Source organism: Pseudomonas sp. fls2-241-TYG-175, from assembly GCF_030209155.1.
In the GTDB taxonomy this organism is placed as follows: Bacteria; Pseudomonadota; Gammaproteobacteria; order Pseudomonadales; family Pseudomonadaceae; genus Aquipseudomonas; species Aquipseudomonas viridiflava.
Window position 1 is genome coordinate 18,136 of the sequence record NZ_JARVSO010000031.1, and the last position, 19,883, is coordinate 38,018.

19 protein-coding genes are annotated in these 19,883 nt (G+C 61.5%); 16 read left to right on the forward strand and 3 right to left on the reverse strand.

Annotated elements, in window-relative coordinates; genetic code table 11:
* Nucleotides 1–49 precede the first annotated feature (49 nt).
* Nucleotides 50–1,633 (reverse strand): aldehyde dehydrogenase (NADP(+)), encoded by a 1,584-nt coding sequence (locus tag QRN20_RS20300; protein WP_285361061.1) that lies wholly within the window; start codon nucleotides 1,631–1,633, stop codon nucleotides 50–52.
* Nucleotides 1,634–1,908: 275 nt separating this feature from the next.
* Nucleotides 1,909–2,799 (reverse strand): LysR family transcriptional regulator, encoded by an 891-nt coding sequence (locus QRN20_RS20305; RefSeq protein ID WP_285361062.1) that lies wholly within the window; start codon nucleotides 2,797–2,799, stop codon nucleotides 1,909–1,911.
* 103 nt (nucleotides 2,800–2,902) lie between these two features.
* Between QRN20_RS20305 and QRN20_RS20310 the strand changes: the two genes are divergently transcribed.
* From QRN20_RS20310 to QRN20_RS20320, 3 genes are all read left to right on the forward strand, one after another.
* Entirely contained in the window at nucleotides 2,903–3,445 is a 543-nt protein-coding gene (locus tag QRN20_RS20310; RefSeq protein WP_029242879.1) for a GNAT family N-acetyltransferase, read from the forward strand.
* 5 nt (nucleotides 3,446–3,450) lie between these two features.
* Nucleotides 3,451–4,629, forward strand: a complete 1,179-nt coding sequence (locus QRN20_RS20315; RefSeq protein ID WP_122413156.1) for an MFS transporter — start codon at nucleotides 3,451–3,453, stop codon at nucleotides 4,627–4,629.
* 79 nt (nucleotides 4,630–4,708) lie between these two features.
* Nucleotides 4,709–5,353 (forward strand): TetR/AcrR family transcriptional regulator, encoded by a 645-nt coding sequence (locus QRN20_RS20320; RefSeq protein ID WP_122559627.1) that lies wholly within the window; start codon nucleotides 4,709–4,711, stop codon nucleotides 5,351–5,353.
* Nucleotides 5,354–5,394: 41 nt separating this feature from the next.
* Here QRN20_RS20320 and QRN20_RS20325 read toward each other — a convergent pair whose 3' ends face one another.
* Nucleotides 5,395–8,136: a beta-glucosidase gene (locus QRN20_RS20325; protein WP_025994870.1), complete on the reverse strand. Its 2,742-nt coding sequence runs from the start codon at nucleotides 8,134–8,136 to the stop codon at nucleotides 5,395–5,397.
* Between the two features lie 482 nt (nucleotides 8,137–8,618).
* Between QRN20_RS20325 and QRN20_RS20330 the strand changes: the two genes are divergently transcribed.
* The 13 genes from QRN20_RS20330 (at nucleotide 8,619) to QRN20_RS20390 (ending at nucleotide 19,837) form a co-directional block, all read left to right on the forward strand.
* On the forward strand, nucleotides 8,619–8,846 hold the full coding sequence (locus tag QRN20_RS20330; protein WP_162864903.1) for a hypothetical protein: 228 nt from the start codon (nucleotides 8,619–8,621) through the stop codon (nucleotides 8,844–8,846).
* Nucleotides 8,847–8,940: 94 nt separating this feature from the next.
* A complete protein-coding gene (gene gspE, locus QRN20_RS20335; protein ID WP_122413161.1) occupies nucleotides 8,941–10,665 on the forward strand; it encodes a type II secretion system ATPase GspE in 1,725 nt (574 codons plus the stop codon).
* The gene (gene gspF / locus QRN20_RS20340) at nucleotides 10,662–11,864 is read left to right on the forward strand and encodes a type II secretion system inner membrane protein GspF (protein ID WP_004885186.1); all 1,203 of its coding nucleotides are present in this window, start codon (nucleotides 10,662–10,664) and stop codon (nucleotides 11,862–11,864) included. Before gspE ends, gspF begins: the two co-directional genes overlap by 4 nt.
* A gap of 25 nt (nucleotides 11,865–11,889) precedes the next feature.
* The gene (gene gspG, locus QRN20_RS20345; RefSeq protein WP_004885187.1) at nucleotides 11,890–12,321 is read left to right on the forward strand and encodes a type II secretion system major pseudopilin GspG; all 432 of its coding nucleotides are present in this window, start codon (nucleotides 11,890–11,892) and stop codon (nucleotides 12,319–12,321) included.
* Between the two features lie 8 nt (nucleotides 12,322–12,329).
* Nucleotides 12,330–12,764: a prepilin-type N-terminal cleavage/methylation domain-containing protein gene (locus QRN20_RS20350; protein WP_004885188.1), complete on the forward strand. Its 435-nt coding sequence runs from the start codon at nucleotides 12,330–12,332 to the stop codon at nucleotides 12,762–12,764.
* Nucleotides 12,764–13,135: a type II secretion system protein gene (locus QRN20_RS20355; protein WP_285361064.1), complete on the forward strand. Its 372-nt coding sequence runs from the start codon at nucleotides 12,764–12,766 to the stop codon at nucleotides 13,133–13,135. Before QRN20_RS20350 ends, QRN20_RS20355 begins: the two co-directional genes overlap by 1 nt.
* A complete protein-coding gene (locus QRN20_RS20360) occupies nucleotides 13,132–13,764 on the forward strand; it encodes a type II secretion system protein GspJ (RefSeq protein WP_096767812.1) in 633 nt (210 codons plus the stop codon). Before QRN20_RS20355 ends, QRN20_RS20360 begins: the two co-directional genes overlap by 4 nt.
* Nucleotides 13,761–14,495, forward strand: coding sequence for a type II secretion system protein GspK (locus tag QRN20_RS20365; protein ID WP_043305833.1), 735 nt, complete (start codon nucleotides 13,761–13,763; stop codon nucleotides 14,493–14,495). Before QRN20_RS20360 ends, QRN20_RS20365 begins: the two co-directional genes overlap by 4 nt.
* Complete coding sequence (locus tag QRN20_RS20370; protein ID WP_122509580.1) at nucleotides 14,492–15,592, forward strand: type II secretion system protein GspL; 1,101 nt, start codon at nucleotides 14,492–14,494, stop codon at nucleotides 15,590–15,592. Before QRN20_RS20365 ends, QRN20_RS20370 begins: the two co-directional genes overlap by 4 nt.
* Complete coding sequence (gene gspM / locus QRN20_RS20375) at nucleotides 15,573–16,184, forward strand: type II secretion system protein GspM (RefSeq protein ID WP_004885193.1); 612 nt, start codon at nucleotides 15,573–15,575, stop codon at nucleotides 16,182–16,184. Before QRN20_RS20370 ends, gspM begins: the two co-directional genes overlap by 20 nt.
* On the forward strand, nucleotides 16,181–16,711 hold the full coding sequence (locus QRN20_RS20380) for a type II secretion system protein, XpsN-like (protein WP_122491296.1): 531 nt from the start codon (nucleotides 16,181–16,183) through the stop codon (nucleotides 16,709–16,711). The genes gspM and QRN20_RS20380 overlap by 4 nt, the downstream gene beginning before the upstream one ends.
* Nucleotides 16,711–19,041 carry a type II secretion system secretin GspD gene (gene gspD / locus QRN20_RS20385; protein WP_285361069.1) on the forward strand — a complete coding sequence of 777 codons (2,331 nt, stop codon included), beginning with the start codon at nucleotides 16,711–16,713 and terminating at the stop codon, nucleotides 19,039–19,041. The genes QRN20_RS20380 and gspD overlap by 1 nt, the downstream gene beginning before the upstream one ends.
* Nucleotides 19,042–19,117: 76 nt before the next feature.
* Nucleotides 19,118–19,837 (forward strand): alpha/beta hydrolase, encoded by a 720-nt coding sequence (locus tag QRN20_RS20390; RefSeq protein WP_088235484.1) that lies wholly within the window; start codon nucleotides 19,118–19,120, stop codon nucleotides 19,835–19,837.
* Nucleotides 19,838–19,883: the final 46 nt, after the last annotated feature.

The window sequence follows — 19,883 nt, forward strand, 5'->3', positions numbered from 1 at the left end:
GCCACCCTTTCGGGTCGCGCCGCTTTTTGTTTCAGTGAGCTGTCAGCGATCAGGCGATCGGCTGATCACTCCATTCGCCGTTGACCAGGCGACGCAGACCCAGTGGGTTGGCGTTCTGCAGCGCAGGCGGCAACAGGTTGTCAGCCAGGTTCTGGTAGCAGACCGGACGCAGGAAACGGTCGATGGCCAGCGTGCCCACCGACGTACCGCGTGCATCCGAAGTGGCCGGGTATGGGCCGCCGTGAACCATTGCTTCGCACACCTCAACGCCAGTCGGGTAGCCGTTGTACAGAATACGGCCGACTTTCTCCTCCAGCAGCGGTTGCAGCCAGCTGTATTGGCTCAGGTCGGCAGGTTCGCCGATCAGGGTGGCCGTCAGTTGACCGCGCAGGGCCTGCAACGCGTCTTTCAGCTGCGCATCGTCAGCGACTTCGATGACCAGTGTGGTCGGACCGAAGACTTCTTCCTGCAACAGTTGATCGCCATTGAGCAGCAGACTGACGTCAGCCTTGAACAGCTGTGCCTGAGCCTGTTTGCCTTCCTGCGGCTTGCCGGCCAAATGGGTGACGCCCGGGTGCGACAGCAGGTGCTCGACGCCCTTGCTGTAGCTGCGCAGACCGCCCGCGTTGAGCATGGTCTGTGGTGCCTGGCTGCCCATCTGTTCGGTCAGTTGCTCGAGGAACGAAGAGAAGGCCGGGGAGCGCAGACCAATGACCACGCCAGGGTTGGTGCAGAACTGGCCGGCACCCATCACAACGGACGCCGCGAGTTCCTTGGCCACGGTTTCGCCACGCGCGGTCAGAGCGCCCGGCAGCAGGATGACCGGGTTGATGCTCGACATCTCGGCGAAGACCGGGATCGGTTGTGGACGCTCGGCAGCCATTTTGCACAGGGCGTTGCCGCCGTTCAGCGAGCCGGTGAAGCCGACAGCCTGGATGGCCGGGTGCTTGACCAGGCCTTCGCCCACGCCGTTGCCGAAGATCATGTTGAACACGCCTTTCGGCATGCCGGTGGCTTCGGCGGCACGAATGATTGCGCTGGCAACCAGATCGGCTGTGGCCATGTGACCGCTGTGGGCCTTGAACACCACTGGGCAACCGGCGGCCAGTGCGGCAGCGGTGTCGCCGCCAGCGGTGGAGAAGGCCAGCGGGAAGTTGCTGGCACCGAATACGGCGACCGGGCCGACGCCGATGCGGTACTGACGCAGGTCGACACGCGGCAGCGGCTTGCGGTCCGGCAGCGCCTGGTCGATGCGCGCACCGACGAAGTCACCATGGCGCAGGACTTTGGCGAACAGACGCATCTGGCCGCTGGTACGGCCGCGTTCACCCTGGATGCGCATTTGCGGCAGGGCGGTTTCCTGGCAGACGATGGCGACGAAATCATCACCCAGCTTGTCCAGCTCGTCGGCAATGGCGTCGAGGAACTCGGCGCGGCGGGCCGGGCTCAGTTGACGGTATTCAGGGAAGGCGTTTTTGGCAGCCAGGGCCGCAGCGTCGATCTCGCCGTCGGTGGCTTGATGAAAGCTGTAGGGCAGTTCTTCGCCGGTGGTGGCATCCAGACTTTTTTGCAGGCTTTGGCCCAGAGCGCTGCGGCCGCCAGCGATGAAGTTCTGGCCGAGAATGTTAGGCATCGGTATCTCCTGTTGTTTTGAAGGTGGAGGCGGGCGCCGGTTACGGGGCCTTGCACTCCTTATGGGTTGCCGAGTTGCTTTACGGTGTTCGGGGTTGGCGGGCATTCGTCGAGCAGGCCAGCCATCCAGTCTCTGGAAAGTCGGCAGTCATCGTACAACTTGAGTCGCTGCCGATGCAACTGCCGGGCAGCGTTTGTGACGGTACGACAACTGCCCGCAGGGCTGCGGCGGTATATAAAGCAGGAGCACCCTGTTCCCGTCATCATGAGCCGTGTTTATGACCCTTTCAGGGCATGCAATGCTTCAAGCACCTGACGAAGTGCCTTGCTGACCGGCTTGTCCTGACGCAGCACGATGCCCAGAGTACGGCTCAATCCGGGCGTCAGCGCGTGAACCTGTAGACCGCGCCGATGATGCACCGCGGCCACCGACATGCGTGGCACGATGCTGTAGCCCAGCCCGGCCGCGACCATTTCCTTGATCGCTTCGATGCTGCCCAGCTCCATCACCGGCTTGACACGAATCCCAGCCTGTAGATACCACTCATTGATCAGCAGGCGCGTGCTGCTTCCGGCTTCGAACACCACCAGCGGCAGTTCACTCAGATGCTCGGGCGTCATTGCGCCGGGCAGGGGCTGATAGCTGCTGGCGAAAATGGCCACGAACTCGTCATCCAGCAATGGGGTGACATCAAGGCTGCGGCCCGAGGCAGGCAGGGTGACGAGCCCCAGGTCCAGGCGGTTTTCTTCCACGGCCTTGAGAATGCCGTCGGTGTTGCCGGTGCTGACCCGCACGTCCAGCTGTGCGAAACGCCGGCGCAAGGTCTGCAGCAACGGCGGCAGCAAATGAATGCACGCCGTGGCGCCAGTGCCGATGGCGACTTGTCCGGCGATGCCGTCGGCGTGGCTGGACAGGTCAAGCAGCGCGTCCTCGACCACGGCATCGATGCGCGAAATGTGCTGCAACAGGGTCTCGCCCGCCGAGGTGGGTTTCAAACGTTTGCCCACCCGCTCGATCAGGCGCAGGTTTAACTGATCTTCCAATTGCCGCACTTGCAGACTCACTGCAGGTTGCGTCAGGTGAAGCCGCTCGGCGGCGGCGGAGAAGCTGCCATGAGCGATGACCAGTGAGAAGGTGTGCAGATGATTGAGGTTGAGGCGGCGCATGGCAAAGTATTTCTTATGCTGTGGATGATTAATCATAGCTTTTTTAATGATTAAGACGAACGCATCATTACAGCCACCTCCAGACACCCGCCAAGAGCCTGCCATGAGCCTGATATTTACACTGCGCGACGCCCGCGAAGACGACATGCCCGTCATTCAGGCAATTTATGCCGACCACGTGTTGCATGGCATCTCCAGCTTCGAACTGGAACCGCCCAGCGTTGAGGAGCTGATGCGTCGCCGCGCGCTGGTCCTTGAGAACGGCTTGCCGTACCGGGTGGCCGAGCATGCCGGGGAAGTGGTCGGTTATGGCTATGCCACGCCTTACCGGCCTCGTCCTGCGTATCGCTTTACCGCGGAAGACTCTGTTTATGTCCGCGATGGAATGGGCGGCATGGGCATCGGCCGGGCGCTGCTGGGTGATCTGATCTGGCACTGCGAACAGGGTGGCTGGCGGCAGATGGTGGCGGTGATCGGCAACAGCGAAAACGCCGCATCCATCGGCCTGCACGAAAGCTTCGGATTCCGCCGCGTCGGCGTGTTCGAGTCGGTGGGGTTCAAGCATGGGCGCTGGGTGGACACCGTACTGATGCAGTGTGCGCTGGGCGATGGCGCTTCGACGCTCCCCGTTGATCGCACGGTCTGACTGACATGCACAGTCCCGACCTGTCCCGGTTCGCCGTTTTCAGGCTGGGACTGGCGCAGTTGATCATCTGGGGCACCACGTTTTATCTGCCGGGTGCGTTCGGTAATGCCATTGCTGCAGATCTGGGCTGGAGCGGACAGCGGGTGTTTTCCGGCCTGTCGGTGGCGTTGCTGGTCATGGGTTTTGTATCGCCCGCAGTCTCGTGGCTGATCCTGCGTCTCGGGGCTCGACAGGTGCTGCAACTGGGCAGCGTGCTGGCGGCTGCAGGGTGCTGCGTGCTGGCGTTGTGCGAAACCGTGCCGGTCTGGTTTCTCGGCTGGGCCGTGCTGGGCGTCGGCATGCGTCTGTCGCTTTACGACGCGCTGTTTGCTGCGCTGGCCGGGTTGATCGGTGCGCGCTCACGTCCGTTGATGGTGCAGATCACCTTGCTGGGCGGTCTGTCGTCAGCCGTGTTCTGGCCGCTGGGCCATGTGTTGCTGGAGACGCTCGGCTGGCGCGGCGCGGTGGCGGTCTACGGATGTTTCGCGCTGCTGGGGGGTGTGCTGATGAGCGGACTGCCCGATGCAGCGGCTCCAGCTGTCAGGCCGATCAATGAGCCGTCGGAAGCGCAATCGACGACCGCGAGCTGGCTGCGCCAGTCGGGTTACGCGCTGTGCATGATGTTGATCGGTTTCCTGTCAGCCGGGCTGTCCGCCCATTTGCCGGCCTTGCTGGCAGGTCTCGGTGTGCCGGTGGCCTGGGTGGCGTTGTGGGGCATCGGCCAGACCTGCGCGCGGCTGATGAGCCGCGTCTTGGGCCAGAACCTGTCTGCCTTGCGCCTGAACGTCTGGGTCGCGGCCGGGATGGCGCTATGTTTCGTCATGGCCTTGCACAGCCAGGGGCTGGCGGTGCTGGCCTGTCTGTTTGTCTTCGGCTATGGCGCCATGAACGGGCTGGGCACGTTGTTACGGGCCAGTCTGCCGTTCGAGCTCTTTGCACATCATCACTATGCACGCTTGCAGGGACGCCTGCTGGCCCCCGGTTTTCTTCTTTCTGCGGCGGCGCCCTGGGTCTATGCCCGGGTTCAGGAGGCGACCGGTGATCGCGGCCTGTTATGGCTGTCGCTCGGCATCAGTGGTGTGGCGCTGCTGATGGCGCTGATTCTGCAGCGGCACTGCCGGTCCGGGCTGTCCGTGCCGGTGTGAAATACCCTTCATGGTCAATACCGTTGCCAGCTTTTGCCTGAATGGTTAGGGTACGCGACTGTTCAAGAAGGAACCTGATATGACCCAGCATGACCCCAGGGAAACGGTTGCCACGGCACCTCGGCAACGACGTGCGCCGAAGGGAGAAAAAAGACGCGAAGAATTGCTCGATGCCGCCTTGCAGGTGTTCTCGCTGGAGGGCTACACCGGTGCGTCGGTGGCCAAGGTGGCGGCCATCGTCGGCATTTCGGTTGCCGGATTGCTGCATCACTTTCCGAGCAAGATTTCCCTGCTGATGGGCGTGCTGGAACGACGCGACGAAGTCAACGGGCGCATCGCCGCGCAAGTGCGTACGGACGACAGCCTGACCGGTCTGCTGGGCGGTCTGCGTGCGATCAATCAATCCAACTCGACTGCACCCGGCGTGGTGCGGGCGTTCTCGATTCTCAATGCCGAAAGTCTGCTGGACAACCAGCCTGCCTATGAGTGGTTCCAGACCCGTTACGCGCGCATACATGCGCACCTGCTGGCGCAGTTCAAGGCGTTGGTGGAGCGTGGGGAGGTGAGGGCGGATGTGGATCTGGACATGCTGATCCAGCAGATCCTGTCGATGATGGACGGGTTGCAGATTCAGTGGCTGCGTTTTCCAGAACGGGTGGATCTGGTCAAGACGTTCGATGCCTACATTGCGCAGGTCGATGCAGCAGTAAGGGCTCGTCCTTGAGCCTTGTTCTGTCCCTGATTCACTCAGTCACTGCTTAACGCTTACTCGACAGTCTGATCGAACACGCCGCCGGTCTTCACCGGTGGCTTCTCGACGTTCACCGAGTTCAGCGCCGAACGTGGCAGCGGATTGCTGGTGGTGGTCGAGAGTTCCTGACGGAACGAGTTGGTCAGCTTGGCATTCAGGCGAATGTCCTGCGACGAAGCACCCAGCGACAGGTTGAAGGTGTCGGCATCGACCACCCACTGGTTGGTCTTGGTGTCGAAGTAGGCCAGCGAGCGATCGTTGAGCTCGATGGTCACGCGCTTGCTTTCACCCGGCTTGAGGAACACCTTCTTGTAGCCTTTGAGTTCCTTGATCGGACGCTCGACTTTCGGGTTCTGCTGACCGACATAGAGCTGCGCCACTTCCGAACCGCCCACCTTACCGGTGTTGGTCAGGTCGAACGACACCTTGATCGGCGTGTTGCCCACCGCAACGCCAGGCGTCACGCTGATGTTGCTGTAGCCGAAGGTGGTGTACGACAGGCCATAGCCGAACGGATACAGCGGCTTGATGCCTTTCTTCTCGTAGCCGCGATAACCCAGCATCAGGTCATCCTTGTAGCTCATTTCGGCCAGCGAGTTCTGGTTGTCGAATTTCGGGAAAGTCTCGAAAATCGGGTTGTCTTCGATGTTGCGTTCGATACTGATCGGCAGCTTGCCCGACGGGTTGACCTTGCCGAACAGAATTTCAGCCAGTGCCTGGCCGCCGTTCTGACCCGGGTAGAACGCGTGCAGCGCTACCGGAACCTGTTCGATCCAGTCGCTCATCTTCAGACCGGTACCACCGAACATGGTCACCACGGTGTTCGGGTTGACCTTGGCGATGCTCTGGATCAGCTGGCTCTGGTACTCAGGCAGATCGAAGCTGTGGTCGAAACCTTCACCTTCGTATTCGCTGCTGTTACCCACTGCCACCACGACTGCGTCGTAGGCCGACAGATCCTGAGGCGCGTTCAGCGACGCCCAGCTCATCTGTACGCCCACCAGGCCGCCCATGGTCGACAGGTAGCCGGCACGGCGCGAGTATTCAAGCTTCACGTCGTAGGACTGACCCGCCTGCAGGCTGATCTTGGCGAATTCCGGGATGGTTGGCGGAATGCTGTTGCCCGGCAGTGGCTTGCCGTCACCGTTGTCGATGATCAGCTTGCCGTTGACCCACAGGCGCACGGCGCCGTCAGCACGGACCTTGAAGACCTGCTCGCCGCTTTCGGTCGGGGTGATCTTGCCGGTGTAGCGGATCGAGGTCGAAGAGGTGTCGCCGTTGAGCGAGCCTGCGGTCGAGCCTTTGCTGGTGTACGGGTCGGAACCGGACAGGTTGCTTTCGAACGGCAGGTCCTTGTCGTTGGCCCAATCCAGATCGACATGCTGCTCGGTACGGGTCACGGCAGCATCGCCGGACCAGTTGGCATTGCTGAAGTACTCGGCCTTCATGCCCTGGATGTCTTTGCCCGCCTGGTCAGTGCTGCTCCAGGTGGTGGTGGTCGGGTCCAGCGACAGGCCGTCGATGAATTCAACCTTGGCGTTTGGCGCCATCTGCTGCAGACCGCTCAGCTCGCTGATGTAATGGCTGGCCATGACATTGGCGCTGCCGAAACCGGTAGGCGGCGCGTACTTGGCCAGGTTGCCGACCACGGCGATGCGCTTGGCTTTCTGCTTGTCCAGCGGCAGCAGGTTGTTCTGGTTCTTGAGCAGCACGATGCCTTCACGGGCAGCGTTCAGGGCGACCTTGTTGCTGGTTGCGCTGTTCATGTTGTGCAGGGTCGACGGGGTCTTGCTGTCGAACTTGTACAGGTAGATCTGCTTGAGGATGCGACGGACCTTGTCGTCGATGGTTGCCGCGCTCAGCTCACCGCTGTCCAGGTAAGGCTTGAGAACATTGCTGTTCATCTGGAAGCCCATCATGTCCAGGTCGGTGCCCGCCTGAGCGGCGTCCAGACCATGAACCACAGCGTTGTAGTCGCTCTGCACGAAGCCCTTGTAGCCCCATTCCTTCTTCAGGATCTGGCTGATCAGGTGATCGTTTTCGCAGGCGAATTCGCCGTTCACTTTCTGGAACGCGCACATCATCATCGCGACGTTGCCGTTCTTGGACGCCGATTCGAACGCAGGCAGCGACATTTCGCGCAGTACACGCTCGCTCATGATCTGGTCGAGGTTGAAGCGGTTGCTTTCCTGGTCGTTGGCCGCGTAGTGCTTGGCGTTGGCCCACACACCACGGGACTGGATACCGTTGATCACGCCTGGCGCCAGGCTGGCGCCGAGGAACGGATCTTCACCCGACAGGTATTCGAACGCACGGCCGCCGTAGGGCATGCGGTACAGGTTGACGCCAGGGCCGGTGACGAACTGATAGCCGCCGACTGCAGTGTCATAGCCCAGCGCACGGCCCAGGTCGATGGCGCGACGTGGGTTCCAGGTGGCTGCAAGGTTGGGGCCGGACGGATAAACCACGCCCTGCGCGTTGCCTTCGCTGGTGTAACGCACACCGACACCGCCGTCGGCGCCGTGAATCTGCGGCACGCCGTAGTTGGAGAGGGGTTTCACATCCCAGCCGCCCGTACCACCGATATAGGCCAGCTTTTCTTCCTGGGTCATCTTGTCCAGCGTCTTCTGTGCCGCTTTTTCAGCACGGGCTTCCCGTGCCTGCAGCGTCGAAGCGTCAGCAGCATGCACCTGCGACACAGCCAGCGCCAGCAAGGCCAGTGCGGAATGCGCACCCATCATCTTTCGCTTATTCATACAGCTCTCCAACGACATTTCAATTAAAAGTTTCCCACAGACAGCCGCACTATTAAGCGTCTGGCTGTGTTCTTTTCTTTAGGCAACAGTGACCCGTAATCGCGACTTACGCTGTTATTGCAGCGTGCGATTCGTGGACTTTTTCAATCAAGTTTCACGTTTTAGTTATTATGTTTTATATTGCGGCGAGTGATATCATTGAGCTATCATTGATGGCACTTTGAATTCGCAAAGCGTTACAATTAAGTCGAAATTCAGGCGTTAATGTCAAACAAAAGCGTATTTTTCTTGCTTTTGTGGTTTTTTTCTTACACTTCAGGAACTCTTCTTAAACCTACTGGTCGATGGGTTTAAGATTTTTCAGGTGCGCTCGGGTCTCTGTTATGTTTCCAGTAGTGGCACTGTGGTGTTCTTTCTGACCTTTATCGTTAATGGCCCTTCCTGTTGGAGGGCTTATTGTTTTATCCAGTGGAGTAATTGTTATGAAGTTGTCCAACATGGCAGCAGGTGTGATTGCGGGTCTGGCATTGAGTGGTGCTGTTTTCGCAGCCGAAGCGACTGATACCGATGCAGCGTCGGGTGCCACTGATTCGACCGTAATGACCCAGACCACCGATGCAAAAGCGGCGCAAAAGGCGCAGCAGCAGAAGACTCAAACCACAAAAGGTGGTCGTCCACAGAACGCAACGCCTCAGAAACAGTCAAACTGACCGTTTGATGCTTCTGACCACGACTCTCTCGGTGCCTTTTCAAGGCGGGTGAGGGTCGTGAACCTGTCCCTCCGAGTAGTAGATGTTCTTGCCCATGCAGCCAATTCCCGTCGATGCCACTCGAATACTGATCCCCGATGCAGGGCAGGTGTGTGCCTGGCTGACGGAAAATGCCGGCCTCAAGCCTCAGGATCTGGAACGTGCACAGCGTTTGCAGCAGGAGTCCGAAGGCACTGAGCTGCTGGGATTGCTGACACGCCTTGGACTGGTGTCCGAGTTCGAGCTTGCACGGGCCTGGGCCGCACTGTTGAACGCGCCTTTATTAATGGCCGAAGCGCTGCCGCCGATGCTGGATCCGCTGCCACCGCTGACTGAACGATTCATGCGCCAGTATCAGGTGGTGCCGGTCGGCTGGAGCGAGGACGGTGTGCAAGTGCTGAGCGCCAACCCCAGCGTGTTGTATCCGTTTGAAGCAATTGCCTATGCCTGTGAAGTGCCGGTACAGGTGGCAGTCGGTCCACGCAACGAAGTGGAAACCCTGATCGAACGTTATTACGGCCAGGGCCGCTCGGCGATGGGCACGCTGATCGAGAACCTCGACGACGAAGGCGGCTCGCTGGAGGACATCGAGCACCTAAAGGACCTGGCGTCCGAAGCGCCGGTCATTCGCCTGGTCAACCTGATTCTGCAACGCGCTGTCGAGCAGCGTGCGTCTGACATTCATATCGAACCGTTCGAAAGTCAGCTCAAGGTACGTTACCGCATCGATGGCGTGCTTCACGAAGCCGAAGCGCCGCCGTCCAGTTCGTCTGCGGCAGTGATTTCCCGCGTGAAGATCATGGCCCGGCTCGACATCGCCGAGCGCCGTCTGCCGCAGGACGGGCGGATCATGCTGCGTATTCAAGGCAAGGAACTGGACCTGCGGGTCTCGACCGTGCCGACCAGTTTTGGCGAATCCGTGGTCATGCGTCTGCTTGATCGCCAGACCATCGATTTCGATTTCCCCAGCCTGGGCTTCGACGGCGAGCGCCTCGACCACTTTCTCGATGTGCTCGAACGGCCCCACGGCATTCTGCTGGTTACCGGCCCCACCGGCTCCGGCAAGACCACCACGCTCTACACCGCGCTGTCACGGCTCAATACCTCCGAGCGCAAGATCATCACCGTTGAAGATCCGGTGGAATACCAGCTTGAAGGCATCAATCAGATTCAGGTCAAACCGGCCATCGGTCTGGACTTTGCCGGAGCGCTACGCTCCATCGTGCGTCAGGACCCGGACGTGATCATGATTGGTGAGATGCGCGACCTGGAAACCTGCCGCATCGCCATTCAGTCGTCGCTGACCGGTCACCTGGTGCTTTCCACCCTGCACACCAACAGTGCGGCGGCGAGTATCACCCGCCTGCTTGACATGGGCGTCGAAAGCTACCTGATTGCTTCAACCGTCAACGGCATTCTGGCGCAGCGTCTGGTGCGTCGCCTTGACCCGGAAACCCGCGAAGCCTTCGAAGCGCCGCCTGAGCTGATTGCCGAGCATGGCCTCGAACGGTTCACCGACGAACGCCCGATCCGCCTGTACCGGCCGCGATCCGATGCGCCGGGCGGCGGCTATCGCGGCCGCAGTGCGATCACCGAACTGCTGGTCATGAATGAAGAGCTGCGCAGCCTGCTCATGCGCCATGCTGATGCGTCCACGCTGGAAGAGGCGGCCCGTCGCGGTGGTTTGCGCACGCTGCATGAAGAAGGCCTGCGTCAGGCGGTGGCCGGGGTCACCTCGCTGGAAGAAGTGCTGCGCGTCACACGGGGTGAAGGCTCATGAGTCTGTTCAAGTACCGCGCGCTGGACGCGCAGGGCGCGCCGCAGAACGGCACCCTGGAAGCCAGGGATCAGAATGCTGCAGTCGCTGCCCTGCAAAAGCGCGGCCTGATGGTCTTGCAGGTCGACAGTGCAGGTCTTGGCGGACTGCGTCGTGCTCTGGGCAGCGGCATGCTCAACGGTGCAGCGCTGGTCAGCTTCACCCAGCAACTGGCGACCTTGCTCGGCGCAGGGCAACCGCTGGAACGCTCGCTTGGCATTCTGCTCAAACAGCCCGGCCAGCCCCAGACCCGTGCGTTGATCGAGCGGATTCGCGAACAGGTCAAGGCCGGCAAGCCGTTGTCCGTTGCGCTGGAAGAAGAGGGCAGTCAGTTCTCGCCGCTCTATATCAGCATGGTGCGTGCAGGCGAGGCCGGTGGCGCGTTGGAAAGCACTCTGCGGCAGTTGAGCGATTATCTGGAGCGCAGTCAGTTGCTGCGCGGCGAAGTCATCAACGCACTGATCTATCCGGCGTTTCTGGTGGTCGGCGTGCTCGGTTCGCTGGCCTTGCTGCTGGCGTACGTGGTGCCGCAGTTCGTGCCTATTTTCAAGGATCTCGGGGTGCCCATCCCGTTGATCACCGAAGTGATCCTGAACCTCGGACAATTTCTCGGCAGTTACGGGCTGGCGGTGTTCGCCGGTCTGATTGTGCTGATCTGGGGGCTGGTGATCAGCATGCGTGATCCGCAGCGCCGCGAACGTCATGATCGCCGGGTGCTGGGCATCCGGGTCATCGGCCCGCTGCTGCAACGTATCGAGGCCGCACGGCTGACCCGCACGCTGGGCACGTTGTTGAGCAACGGCGTCGCCCTGTTGCAGGCGCTGGTGATTGCCCGTCAGGTCTGCACCAACCGCGCACTGCAGGCCCAGGTGGAGCAGGCCGCCGAGTCGGTAAAAGGAGGCGGTACGCTGGCCGCAGCGTTTGGTGCGCAACCGCTGCTGCCTGATCTGGCCCTGCAAATGATCGAAGTCGGCGAACAGGCCGGCGAACTGGACAGCATGCTGCTCAAAGTGGCCGACGTGTTCGACGTCGAAGCCAAGCGCGGCATCGACCGCATGCTCGCCGCACTGGTCCCGGCGCTCACGGTTGTCATGGCTGGCATGGTAGCTGTGATCATGCTGGCGATCATGCTGCCGCTGATGAGCCTGACCAGCAATATCTGAATTCATGAACGAGGAAACCATCCCGATGAACCTTAGCCGTACACGCTTTACCCCTGCACGCCGACAAAGCGGCTTCACCTTGCTGGAAATGCTCGCGGTCATCGTGCTGCTGGGCATCGTGGCGACCATCGTTGTGCGCCAGGTGGGCGGCAACGTCGACAAGGGCAAATACGGCGCAGGCAAGGCGCAGCTGGCTAGCCTGGGCATGAAGATCGAAAGCTATGCGCTGGACGTCGGTTCGCCACCGAAGACCTTGCAGCAGTTAACCGACAAACCCGGCAATGCCGCAGGCTGGAATGGCCCGTACGCCAAGCCTTCGGACCTGAAAGACCCGTTCGGTCACGCGTTCGGCTATCGCTTCCCCGGTCAGCATGGCAGCTTCGACCTGATCTTCTACGGACAGGACGGCCAACCCGGCGGCGAAGGTTACAGCGCCGACCTGGGCAACTGGGAGTAGATGCCGGTATGAAATCGCCTGTTGCAAGCCGTGGTTTTACCCTGATGGAAATGCTGGTGGTGCTCGTGTTGATGAGCATCGCTGTCGGCCTCGTGGGTTTCGGTCTGCAACAAGGGTTGAGCACTGCCAGTGAGCGTCGTGCGGTCGGTGACATGGTCGAGGCGTTGCGGGCCACGCGGGTCCGGGCCATCGTGACCGGTCAACCGGCACGCACCGAATTCGACCTGCGTCACCTGACCTTCAAGGCGCCGGGCAAGCGAGAACAGCACTGGCCCGCGCATTTGCAGGTGACGATGCAGACAGCGTCCGATCTCGGGTCGGCGGTGGAGTTTTACCCGGATGGCGGTTCCAGCGGCGGCAACCTGATGGTCGCCGACGGCGATCGTCGCTGGCGCATCGACATCGGCTGGCTCACCGGCAGCGTCCAGGTGCGTCCCCTTTAATGAAAGCGTCGCAGTCCGGGTTCACTCTGCTGGAGATGCTTGCCGCGCTGACTGTGATGGCGGTGTGCAGTGGCGTGCTGCTGGTCGCTTTCGGGCAGAGCGCACGCTCCTTGCAACAGGTGTCGCACAGCGATCGTCTTAGCCACGCGGCGCGTACGGTGTTCGATCAGGAAAGCGGCGGTCCGCTTGAAAACGGAACGCGCAAGGGGCGGATGGCGGGTATCGACTGGAATCTGGAAATCCGCCAGGTCTCGGGCGGTAACGAACAGGCCAGGCTGTTTCGTCTGGACCTGACGTTGCTGGAGCATCAGCGGCGCGTGCAGTTCAGTACGTTGCGGCTGCGCGGCGCCGTGACCGGTGCCGGGTCTTGAAGGGCGCTCAGCGAGGTTTCACCCTGCTGGAAGTCCTGCTGGTGATCAGTCTTCTGGGTGTGTTGCTGGTGTTGGTGGCCGGTGCCTTGCTGGGGGGCAATCGCGCGGTGCTCAAGGCTGAGCGCTATACCGTGGGACTGGATGAGATGCGCGCGGCACAGGCGTTTCTGCGCTCGTCCATCAGTCAGGCACTGCCGCTGGACACCTCCGCCGAAGATGACGCCAAGAGCGGTTTTTTCGAGGGCACGGCTCAGGATCTCAGGTTCGTGGCCACGTTGCCGGGCGAGTTGGGCGGAGGCATCCAGTTGCATACCCTCGGGCTGAAAGGGCCTGAGGGTGATCGTGATCTGCAGGTGGCGTTCTCCCGGATCAGAACCACGTCCAATGGCATCACGCTAGAACCCTGGGGCGAGCCTCAGGTGTTATTGCACAACGTGCAGTCGTTGAATTTCAGTTACCGTGGCCTGACGCCGAAAGGCAAGCCCACGGGATGGCTGAACGAATGGCCCTGGCCGACGCGCCTGCCGGGTGCAGTGCGCATCGATGCGCAGGTCAAGGGCTCGATTCCCTGGGTCAGCGAAGTGGTCGCCCTGCGTCTGGACCTTTCGGGTGGGGCGGGCGGCCAGTGAAGGATTTTCACAAGCGCCAGCAGGGCGTGGCGTTACTGGTGGTGCTGTGGGTCCTGGCGGTGTTGAGCCTGCTGCTGGGCGGACTGGCCGGGTGGGTGCAACTGGAAAGCCGTCAGGCGCTCTGGTTGCGCCAGAACACTCACGCGCTGCTGGCAGCGGAGGGCGGCTTGAACATGGCGGTGCAGGGTTTGCTGGACCCTGCACAGCGCAAACGCTGGGTGGCCGATGGACGGCCAGTGGCGTTGCGCATGGACGACACGCAGTTGCTGGTCAGCATTCGCAGCGAGCGTGGCAAGCTGGATCTCAACAGCGCGCCAGCGGCTGACATCGCCCGCTTGCTGCAGGCCTGCGGCGCGAACCGCAATCTGGCCAGCAGTATTGCCCAGACCGTTGAAGCACAACGTGATGACGGTCAGGCGCCACTGCGTGTGGTTGAAGAAATACGACAGTTGCCGGGCATGACGCAGGCGCTGTACACCCGGCTGTTGCCGGAGGTGACGTTATGGAGCGGGCTGGACCGGCCCGATCCCGCTTTTGCCTCGGCGCTGCTGCGCCGGGCGCTGAACTTGCCGACCCAGAGCGCGGTGGGAGCCGATGCCGGTGAGGTACTGGCCATCGACAGTCGCGCAGAACGACCGGGCGGCGTAGTCGCCCTGTTACAGACCATTGTGTTATTGAGCCCATCGGAGGGAGGCGCACAGCCCTATCGGGTATTGCGTTGGCAAGAATGAATGCATCCGTTTCAGCACGTCTGGCACCGGTGATCGCGCTACGCGACCGGGTCGTCCAGCAATGGCGTGGCAGTCTGGGGCAACAGGCCTGGCAATGGTGGAGCGCAGAACTGCGCGCCTGCCTGCCGCCGCGTGTCCGTCGATGGCTGGTTCGCGAAACCGTCGAACAGATGTATGTCTGGCCGCTGGTCGAACCGGTTGCCGCAACCGGCGCCAATGCACAGAAAATCCTGTTGTTGCCCTCTTCCCTGGTGCTGGTGCAGAGCCTGCAACTGCCGGTCGCAGCGGCGCGCAATCTGTCGACAGTGGTCGGCTACGAGCTGGACCGTTTTACGCCGTTCGATGCCGGGCAGTTGTATTTTGTTGCCCGTCAGGAAAGTCGCAATGCCGGCTTCATTCAGGTCCGGCTGGTGGCCGTGCTGCGCAAGCGCCTGGATGCCATTCTGGAAGAATGCGTCGCGCTTGGCCTGCGCCCCGACTCCGTGGATGTCGGCACGCCGGATGAACGCCTGAGTGTTGACCTGTTGCCAGCACCGCTGCGTCCGCAGCAATCGCATTCAGGCCATCGCCTGCAACGCTGGCTGCTGTGGATATGCGCCGGGCTTTTGCTGGGCACCATGCTGCTGTGGCTCAACGACCGTCAGCAATTGCTGGAAGAGATGCAGGCCGAGGTCAAGGCGCAGAAAGCCCAGGTCAGCGAGGTGCAGCAATTGCGTCAGCAACTGACCAACACCCGAGGCGCGGCCAATTACCTGCTGCGACGCAAGGCTGCCCAACCGCCCCTGTCGGCGCTGCTCAGCGAACTGACTGCCTGCCTGCCGTCCGACACCTGGATCGACCATCTGGAAATCAGCGACAGCGCCGAGGTGGCCTTTGCCGGTCAGAGCGCCAAGGCCAGCGCGCTGATCGCCCGCGTCAAGGATTGCCGCAGCCTGGACAACGCCCAGTTTCAGGGTGTGATCCAGCCGGACAGCAAGACTGGCAAGGACCAGTACTCGTTGCGTGCTCATCTGCATCAGAGCCCGCCGCAGGATCAGTCCGAGCAGTCCGATCAATCAGATTCGCAGGAGAGCGCCGATGCGTCGTCCACTCAATAGCCGTGAGCGGCGGGGTGCGGCGCTGATCATTCTGGCGCTGGTCCTTTATCTGGCCTACTGGCTGCTGATCGACAGCTGGTTCGCCGGCCCTCTGCGTGACATCAGCGAACAGACCGAACAACTGCGCGAACAGCAGCAACGCTATGCCGGGTTGCTGAAACAGGGTGACAGCTTGCGCGAGCAACTGGAGCAGGCCCGCAGTGACCCGGCCAGCAGCACCAGTCTGCTGCCGGGCGATGATCCAAGCGCAGTCGCCGCTGACCTGATGCAGCGTGTCGCCGACCTGATCAGCGATCAGGCCGATACCGGTGGTGGTTGCGCGTTGACCCAGCGCATGCCGATCACGCCGGAGCAGGACAGCTCCGAGCCTTATCGGCAGGTGAAGGTCAGCCTGACACTGGACTGCGCCATCGAGCCGCTGACGGCCATTCTGCATGCACTGGAATACCAGCGTCCGTTCCTGTTCGTCGATGAAATGAGCCTGCGTCGCGACACCGATGCTCCGGCCACTGGCGGTGCTGGCAAACTGGTGGTGCACCTGCTGGTACGCGGCTACCTGCAACCGGCTTCTGCCGGGGAGGCCGAACAATGATTCGTTCATTGCGTCCTCTGGAATTGACCCTGGTCGGCATCACCGCCTTGCTGGCCGCGCTGGCAGCCCTGATTATCAGTGGCGCCGCGCATTCGCCGGGCTGGCTGCCCGAGCAGGCACCGCGCAACCCGGTTGACCGTGCGGCTCAGACCCACAGCGCGCCCACTGCGACGCTGGACAGTCTGGCCAATACCTGGGAAACCCCGCTGTTCAGCACCGACCGCAGCCCTGACAAGGCCGTGGGCAAGAGCGATGTGCAGGTCGCCAGCCTTTCCGGCCTGACGCTGACCGGTGTCGTTCTCGACGGTACGTTGCGCGTGGCGCTGCTCAAGCAGGCCAGCGGTCCGGCACTCAAAGTGAAGCAGGGTGACAAGCTGGGCAACGGCTGGACCCTGGAACAGCTCGATCCGATGCAGGCCACCTTCAGTCTCGACGGCCGCACGCAGACCTTGCGCCTGCCTGCGCCGCGTCTGCCGCCGCCGTCGACGACACCCCCGATTTCCCTTACCAACGATTCCACCCTGTGATGGGTACCTTTTCTGGAGTTTCCGCCATCGCTACCTTGCGCACCCCCTTGCTTTGTCTCGCCACCGCTGTCGCCCTTGGCGGCTGCGCGTCCCGGCAGGACACCCTCGACCCCGACAATGGCATGCTGCAGGAAGCGCTCCAGGGAACCGGTTCACAACGTCCGCCAATAGATCCGCGTAGCGAACAGCTGCCGGTGCAGGCACAGCCTCAGTCGCCAACGGCCTCGCCGCAACGCCAGATCATTCAGGGCAACCAGCGGTTCATTCGCCAGCCTGCCGCGGCTCCCGCAGCGAAAGCCGGGGAGACGGGCGACATCGTCTTCAACTTCACCAATCAGCCGATTCAGGCGGTGATCAACAGCATCATGGGTGACCTGCTGCACGAGAACTACAGCATCGCCCAGGGTGTGAAGGGCGAGGTGAGCTTCTCGACCTCCAAGCCGGTCAACAAGCAGCAGGCATTGTCGATTCTCGAAACCCTGCTGTCCTGGACCGACAACGCCATGATCAAGCAGGGCAACCGCTACGTGATCCTGCCGTCCAACCAGGCCGTTGCAGGCAAGCTGGTGCCGGAAATGCGCGTCGCTCAGCCGTCGGCCGGCATGTCGGCGCGGCTGTTCCCGTTGCGCTACATCTCCGCCAACGAAATGCAGAAACTGCTCAAGCCGTTTGCCCGGGAAAATGCCTTCCTGCTGGTTGATCCGGCGCGCAATGTGTTGAGCATGGCGGGCACACCGGAAGAGCTGGCCAACTATCAGGACACCATCGATACCTTCGACGTGGACTGGCTCAAGGGCATGTCGGTGGGCGTGTTCGGCCTGCAGCGCGCCTCGGTCGGCGAGCTGATGCCCGAGCTGCAGAAAATGTTCGGCCCCGACAGCGGCATGCCGCTCGCAGGCATGGTGCGTTTTCTGCCCATCGAGCGGACCAATTCGGTGGTTGCGATCTCCTCGCAGCCTGAGTACCTGCGCGAAGTCGGCGAGTGGATTCACACGATAGACGAAGGCGGCGGCAATGAGCCGCAGATGTACGTCTATGATGTGCGTAACATGAAAGCCACCGATCTGGCCAAATACCTGCGGCAGATCTACGGCACCGGCGCGATCAAGGACGATTCGGCCGCCAAGGTCGCTCCCGGCCTGCGCACGACCAGTCTGTCGTCGCTCAACGGCACCGGCAGCAATGGCATGAGCAGTTCCAATGGCATGGGCAGCGGCGGCATCAGCAGCGGCGGTGGCATGGGCAACGGCATGAACGGCAGTGGGGGTGGTTTCGGCAACAGCCAGGGCATGAACAGCCAGAACGGTACTGTCAGCGAATCCGATGAAGAGCAGGGCGGCGCAGAATCCGATTCGGCCGGTGAAGAGGGGGGCGGTTCGGCTGGCAATAGCAAATCCCTGGACGCCAGCACGCGCATCACCGCGCAGAAGAGCAGCAACCAGTTGCTGGTTCGCACGCGTCCTGCGCAGTGGAAGGAAATCGAGTCAGCGATCAAGCGCCTCGACAACCCGCCGCTTCAGGTGCAGATCGAGACACGGATTCTTGAGGTCAAACTGACCGGCGACCTGGACATGGGCGTGCAGTGGTATCTCGGTCGCCTGGCGGGCAATGCCGGGACTTCCGGCAACGTCACCAACACCGCAGGCAGTCAGGGCGCTCTGGGCGCTGGCGGTGCGGTGCTGGCAGGCACCGATTCGCTGTTCTATTCGTTCGTCAGCAATAACCTGCAGATCGCCCTGCGTGCGTTGGAAACCAACGGCCGCACCCAGGTGCTGTCAGCGCCGTCGCTGGTGGTGATGAACAATCAGCAAGCGCAAATTCAGGTCGGCGACAATATCCCGATCAGCCAGACCACGGTCAACACCAACGCGTCAGCCACGACGCTGAGCAGCGTGGAATACGTACAGACCGGTGTGATTCTCGACGTAGTACCGCGTATCAATCCGGGTGGCCTGGTGTACATGGACATCCAGCAGCAGGTCAGCGACGCCGACACCGGTTCCACCGACCTTAACGGCAACCCGCGCATTTCGACACGCTCGGTTGCCACTCAGGTGGCCGCCCAAAGTGGACAGACCGTGCTGCTCGGTGGCCTGATCAAACAGGACAATGCCGAGTCGGTCAGCTCCGTGCCTTATCTGGGCCGGATTCCGGGCCTGAAATGGCTGTTCGGCAGAACCAGCAGGGCCAAGGACCGCACCGAGTTGATCGTACTTATTACCCCGCGCGTGATCACCAGCAGCAGCCAGGCACGTCAGGTTACCGATGACTACCGACAGCAGATGCAATTGCTCAAGCCCGAAGCCTCGCGAGGCAGCCTGCAGAATTGAGGCTGTGTTAGTTTCTGTTTCATCGTCCACCGAAGACGCTGCCTGCGGGCAGCGTGCAACCAGAGGTCATTGACTGATGCTGAAATTTTTCGCCGCTTTGCTGTTTGTCTGTTCTGGGCTGGTTCAGGCGCAAGACACGTTACACACCGACCTGCCGCTGGATTACTTGGCCCAGGCCACCACGGATAAGCCTGACAAGCCGCTGGTGATTTTCATCCACGGCTACGGCAGTAACGCGGCCGACCTGTTCAGCCTCAAGGATCGCCTGCCTGCCGATTACAATTACCTGTCGGTTCAAGCCCCGGTCGAGCTGCAATCCGACAGCTACAAATGGTTTACCCGCAAGCCCGGCTCTGCCGAGTACGACGGCGTGACCGAAGAGCTTAAAAGCAGTACCGAGCGACTCACGGCATTCATTCGCCAGGCGACAGCCACGTACAAGACTCAACCGGACAAGGTCTTTCTGATCGGTTTCAGTCAGGGCGCGATGATGAGTTACGAAGTTGCTCTGCGTCAGCCAGCGCTGGTGGGCGGCTTTGCGGCGTTGAGCGGGCGCTTGTTGCCGGTGGTGAAATCGGAAGTCAAACCCAGTGACGCACTCAAGCGTCTGAAGGTCTTCATCGGTCACGGCGAGGAAGATCCTCAAGTGTCCTACGCGAGTGGTCCTGATGCGGATTCTGCCTTGAAAGCGCTCGGCCTGAAGCCGGAGTTCCATGGCTATAAAGGGGTAGGGCACAGCCTGAGTGGCGCCGAAGTTGCCAACCTCGCCGAGTGGCTCGAAAGGTCGGCCCGCTGACAGGCTGTCTCATTGACGTAGTGCTGCCGCTCATCAAACACCGGAC

What these genes read in the sequence shown, in the direction of transcription:
- QRN20_RS20300 (WP_285361061.1), bottom strand. Translation starts at nt 1,633, where the DNA reads ATGCCTAACATTCTCGGCCAGAACTTCATCGCTGGCGGCCGCAGCGCT.
- QRN20_RS20305 (WP_285361062.1), bottom strand. Translation starts at nt 2,799, where the DNA reads ATGCGCCGCCTCAACCTCAATCATCTGCACACCTTCTCACTGGTCATC.
- QRN20_RS20310 (WP_029242879.1), top strand. Translation starts at nt 2,903, where the DNA reads ATGAGCCTGATATTTACACTGCGCGACGCCCGCGAAGACGACATGCCC.
- QRN20_RS20315 (WP_122413156.1), top strand. Translation starts at nt 3,451, where the DNA reads ATGCACAGTCCCGACCTGTCCCGGTTCGCCGTTTTCAGGCTGGGACTG.
- QRN20_RS20320 (WP_122559627.1), top strand. Translation starts at nt 4,709, where the DNA reads ATGACCCAGCATGACCCCAGGGAAACGGTTGCCACGGCACCTCGGCAA.
- QRN20_RS20325 (WP_025994870.1), bottom strand. Translation starts at nt 8,136, where the DNA reads ATGAATAAGCGAAAGATGATGGGTGCGCATTCCGCACTGGCCTTGCTG.
- QRN20_RS20330 (WP_162864903.1), top strand. Translation starts at nt 8,619, where the DNA reads ATGAAGTTGTCCAACATGGCAGCAGGTGTGATTGCGGGTCTGGCATTG.
- gspE (WP_122413161.1), top strand. Translation starts at nt 8,941, where the DNA reads ATGCAGCCAATTCCCGTCGATGCCACTCGAATACTGATCCCCGATGCA.
- gspF (WP_004885186.1), top strand. Translation starts at nt 10,662, where the DNA reads ATGAGTCTGTTCAAGTACCGCGCGCTGGACGCGCAGGGCGCGCCGCAG.
- gspG (WP_004885187.1), top strand. Translation starts at nt 11,890, where the DNA reads ATGAACCTTAGCCGTACACGCTTTACCCCTGCACGCCGACAAAGCGGC.
- QRN20_RS20350 (WP_004885188.1), top strand. Translation starts at nt 12,330, where the DNA reads ATGAAATCGCCTGTTGCAAGCCGTGGTTTTACCCTGATGGAAATGCTG.
- QRN20_RS20355 (WP_285361064.1), top strand. Translation starts at nt 12,764, where the DNA reads ATGAAAGCGTCGCAGTCCGGGTTCACTCTGCTGGAGATGCTTGCCGCG.
- QRN20_RS20370 (WP_122509580.1), top strand. Translation starts at nt 14,492, where the DNA reads ATGAATGCATCCGTTTCAGCACGTCTGGCACCGGTGATCGCGCTACGC.
- gspM (WP_004885193.1), top strand. Translation starts at nt 15,573, where the DNA reads ATGCGTCGTCCACTCAATAGCCGTGAGCGGCGGGGTGCGGCGCTGATC.
- QRN20_RS20380 (WP_122491296.1), top strand. Translation starts at nt 16,181, where the DNA reads ATGATTCGTTCATTGCGTCCTCTGGAATTGACCCTGGTCGGCATCACC.
- gspD (WP_285361069.1), top strand. Translation starts at nt 16,711, where the DNA reads ATGGGTACCTTTTCTGGAGTTTCCGCCATCGCTACCTTGCGCACCCCC.
- QRN20_RS20390 (WP_088235484.1), top strand. Translation starts at nt 19,118, where the DNA reads ATGCTGAAATTTTTCGCCGCTTTGCTGTTTGTCTGTTCTGGGCTGGTT.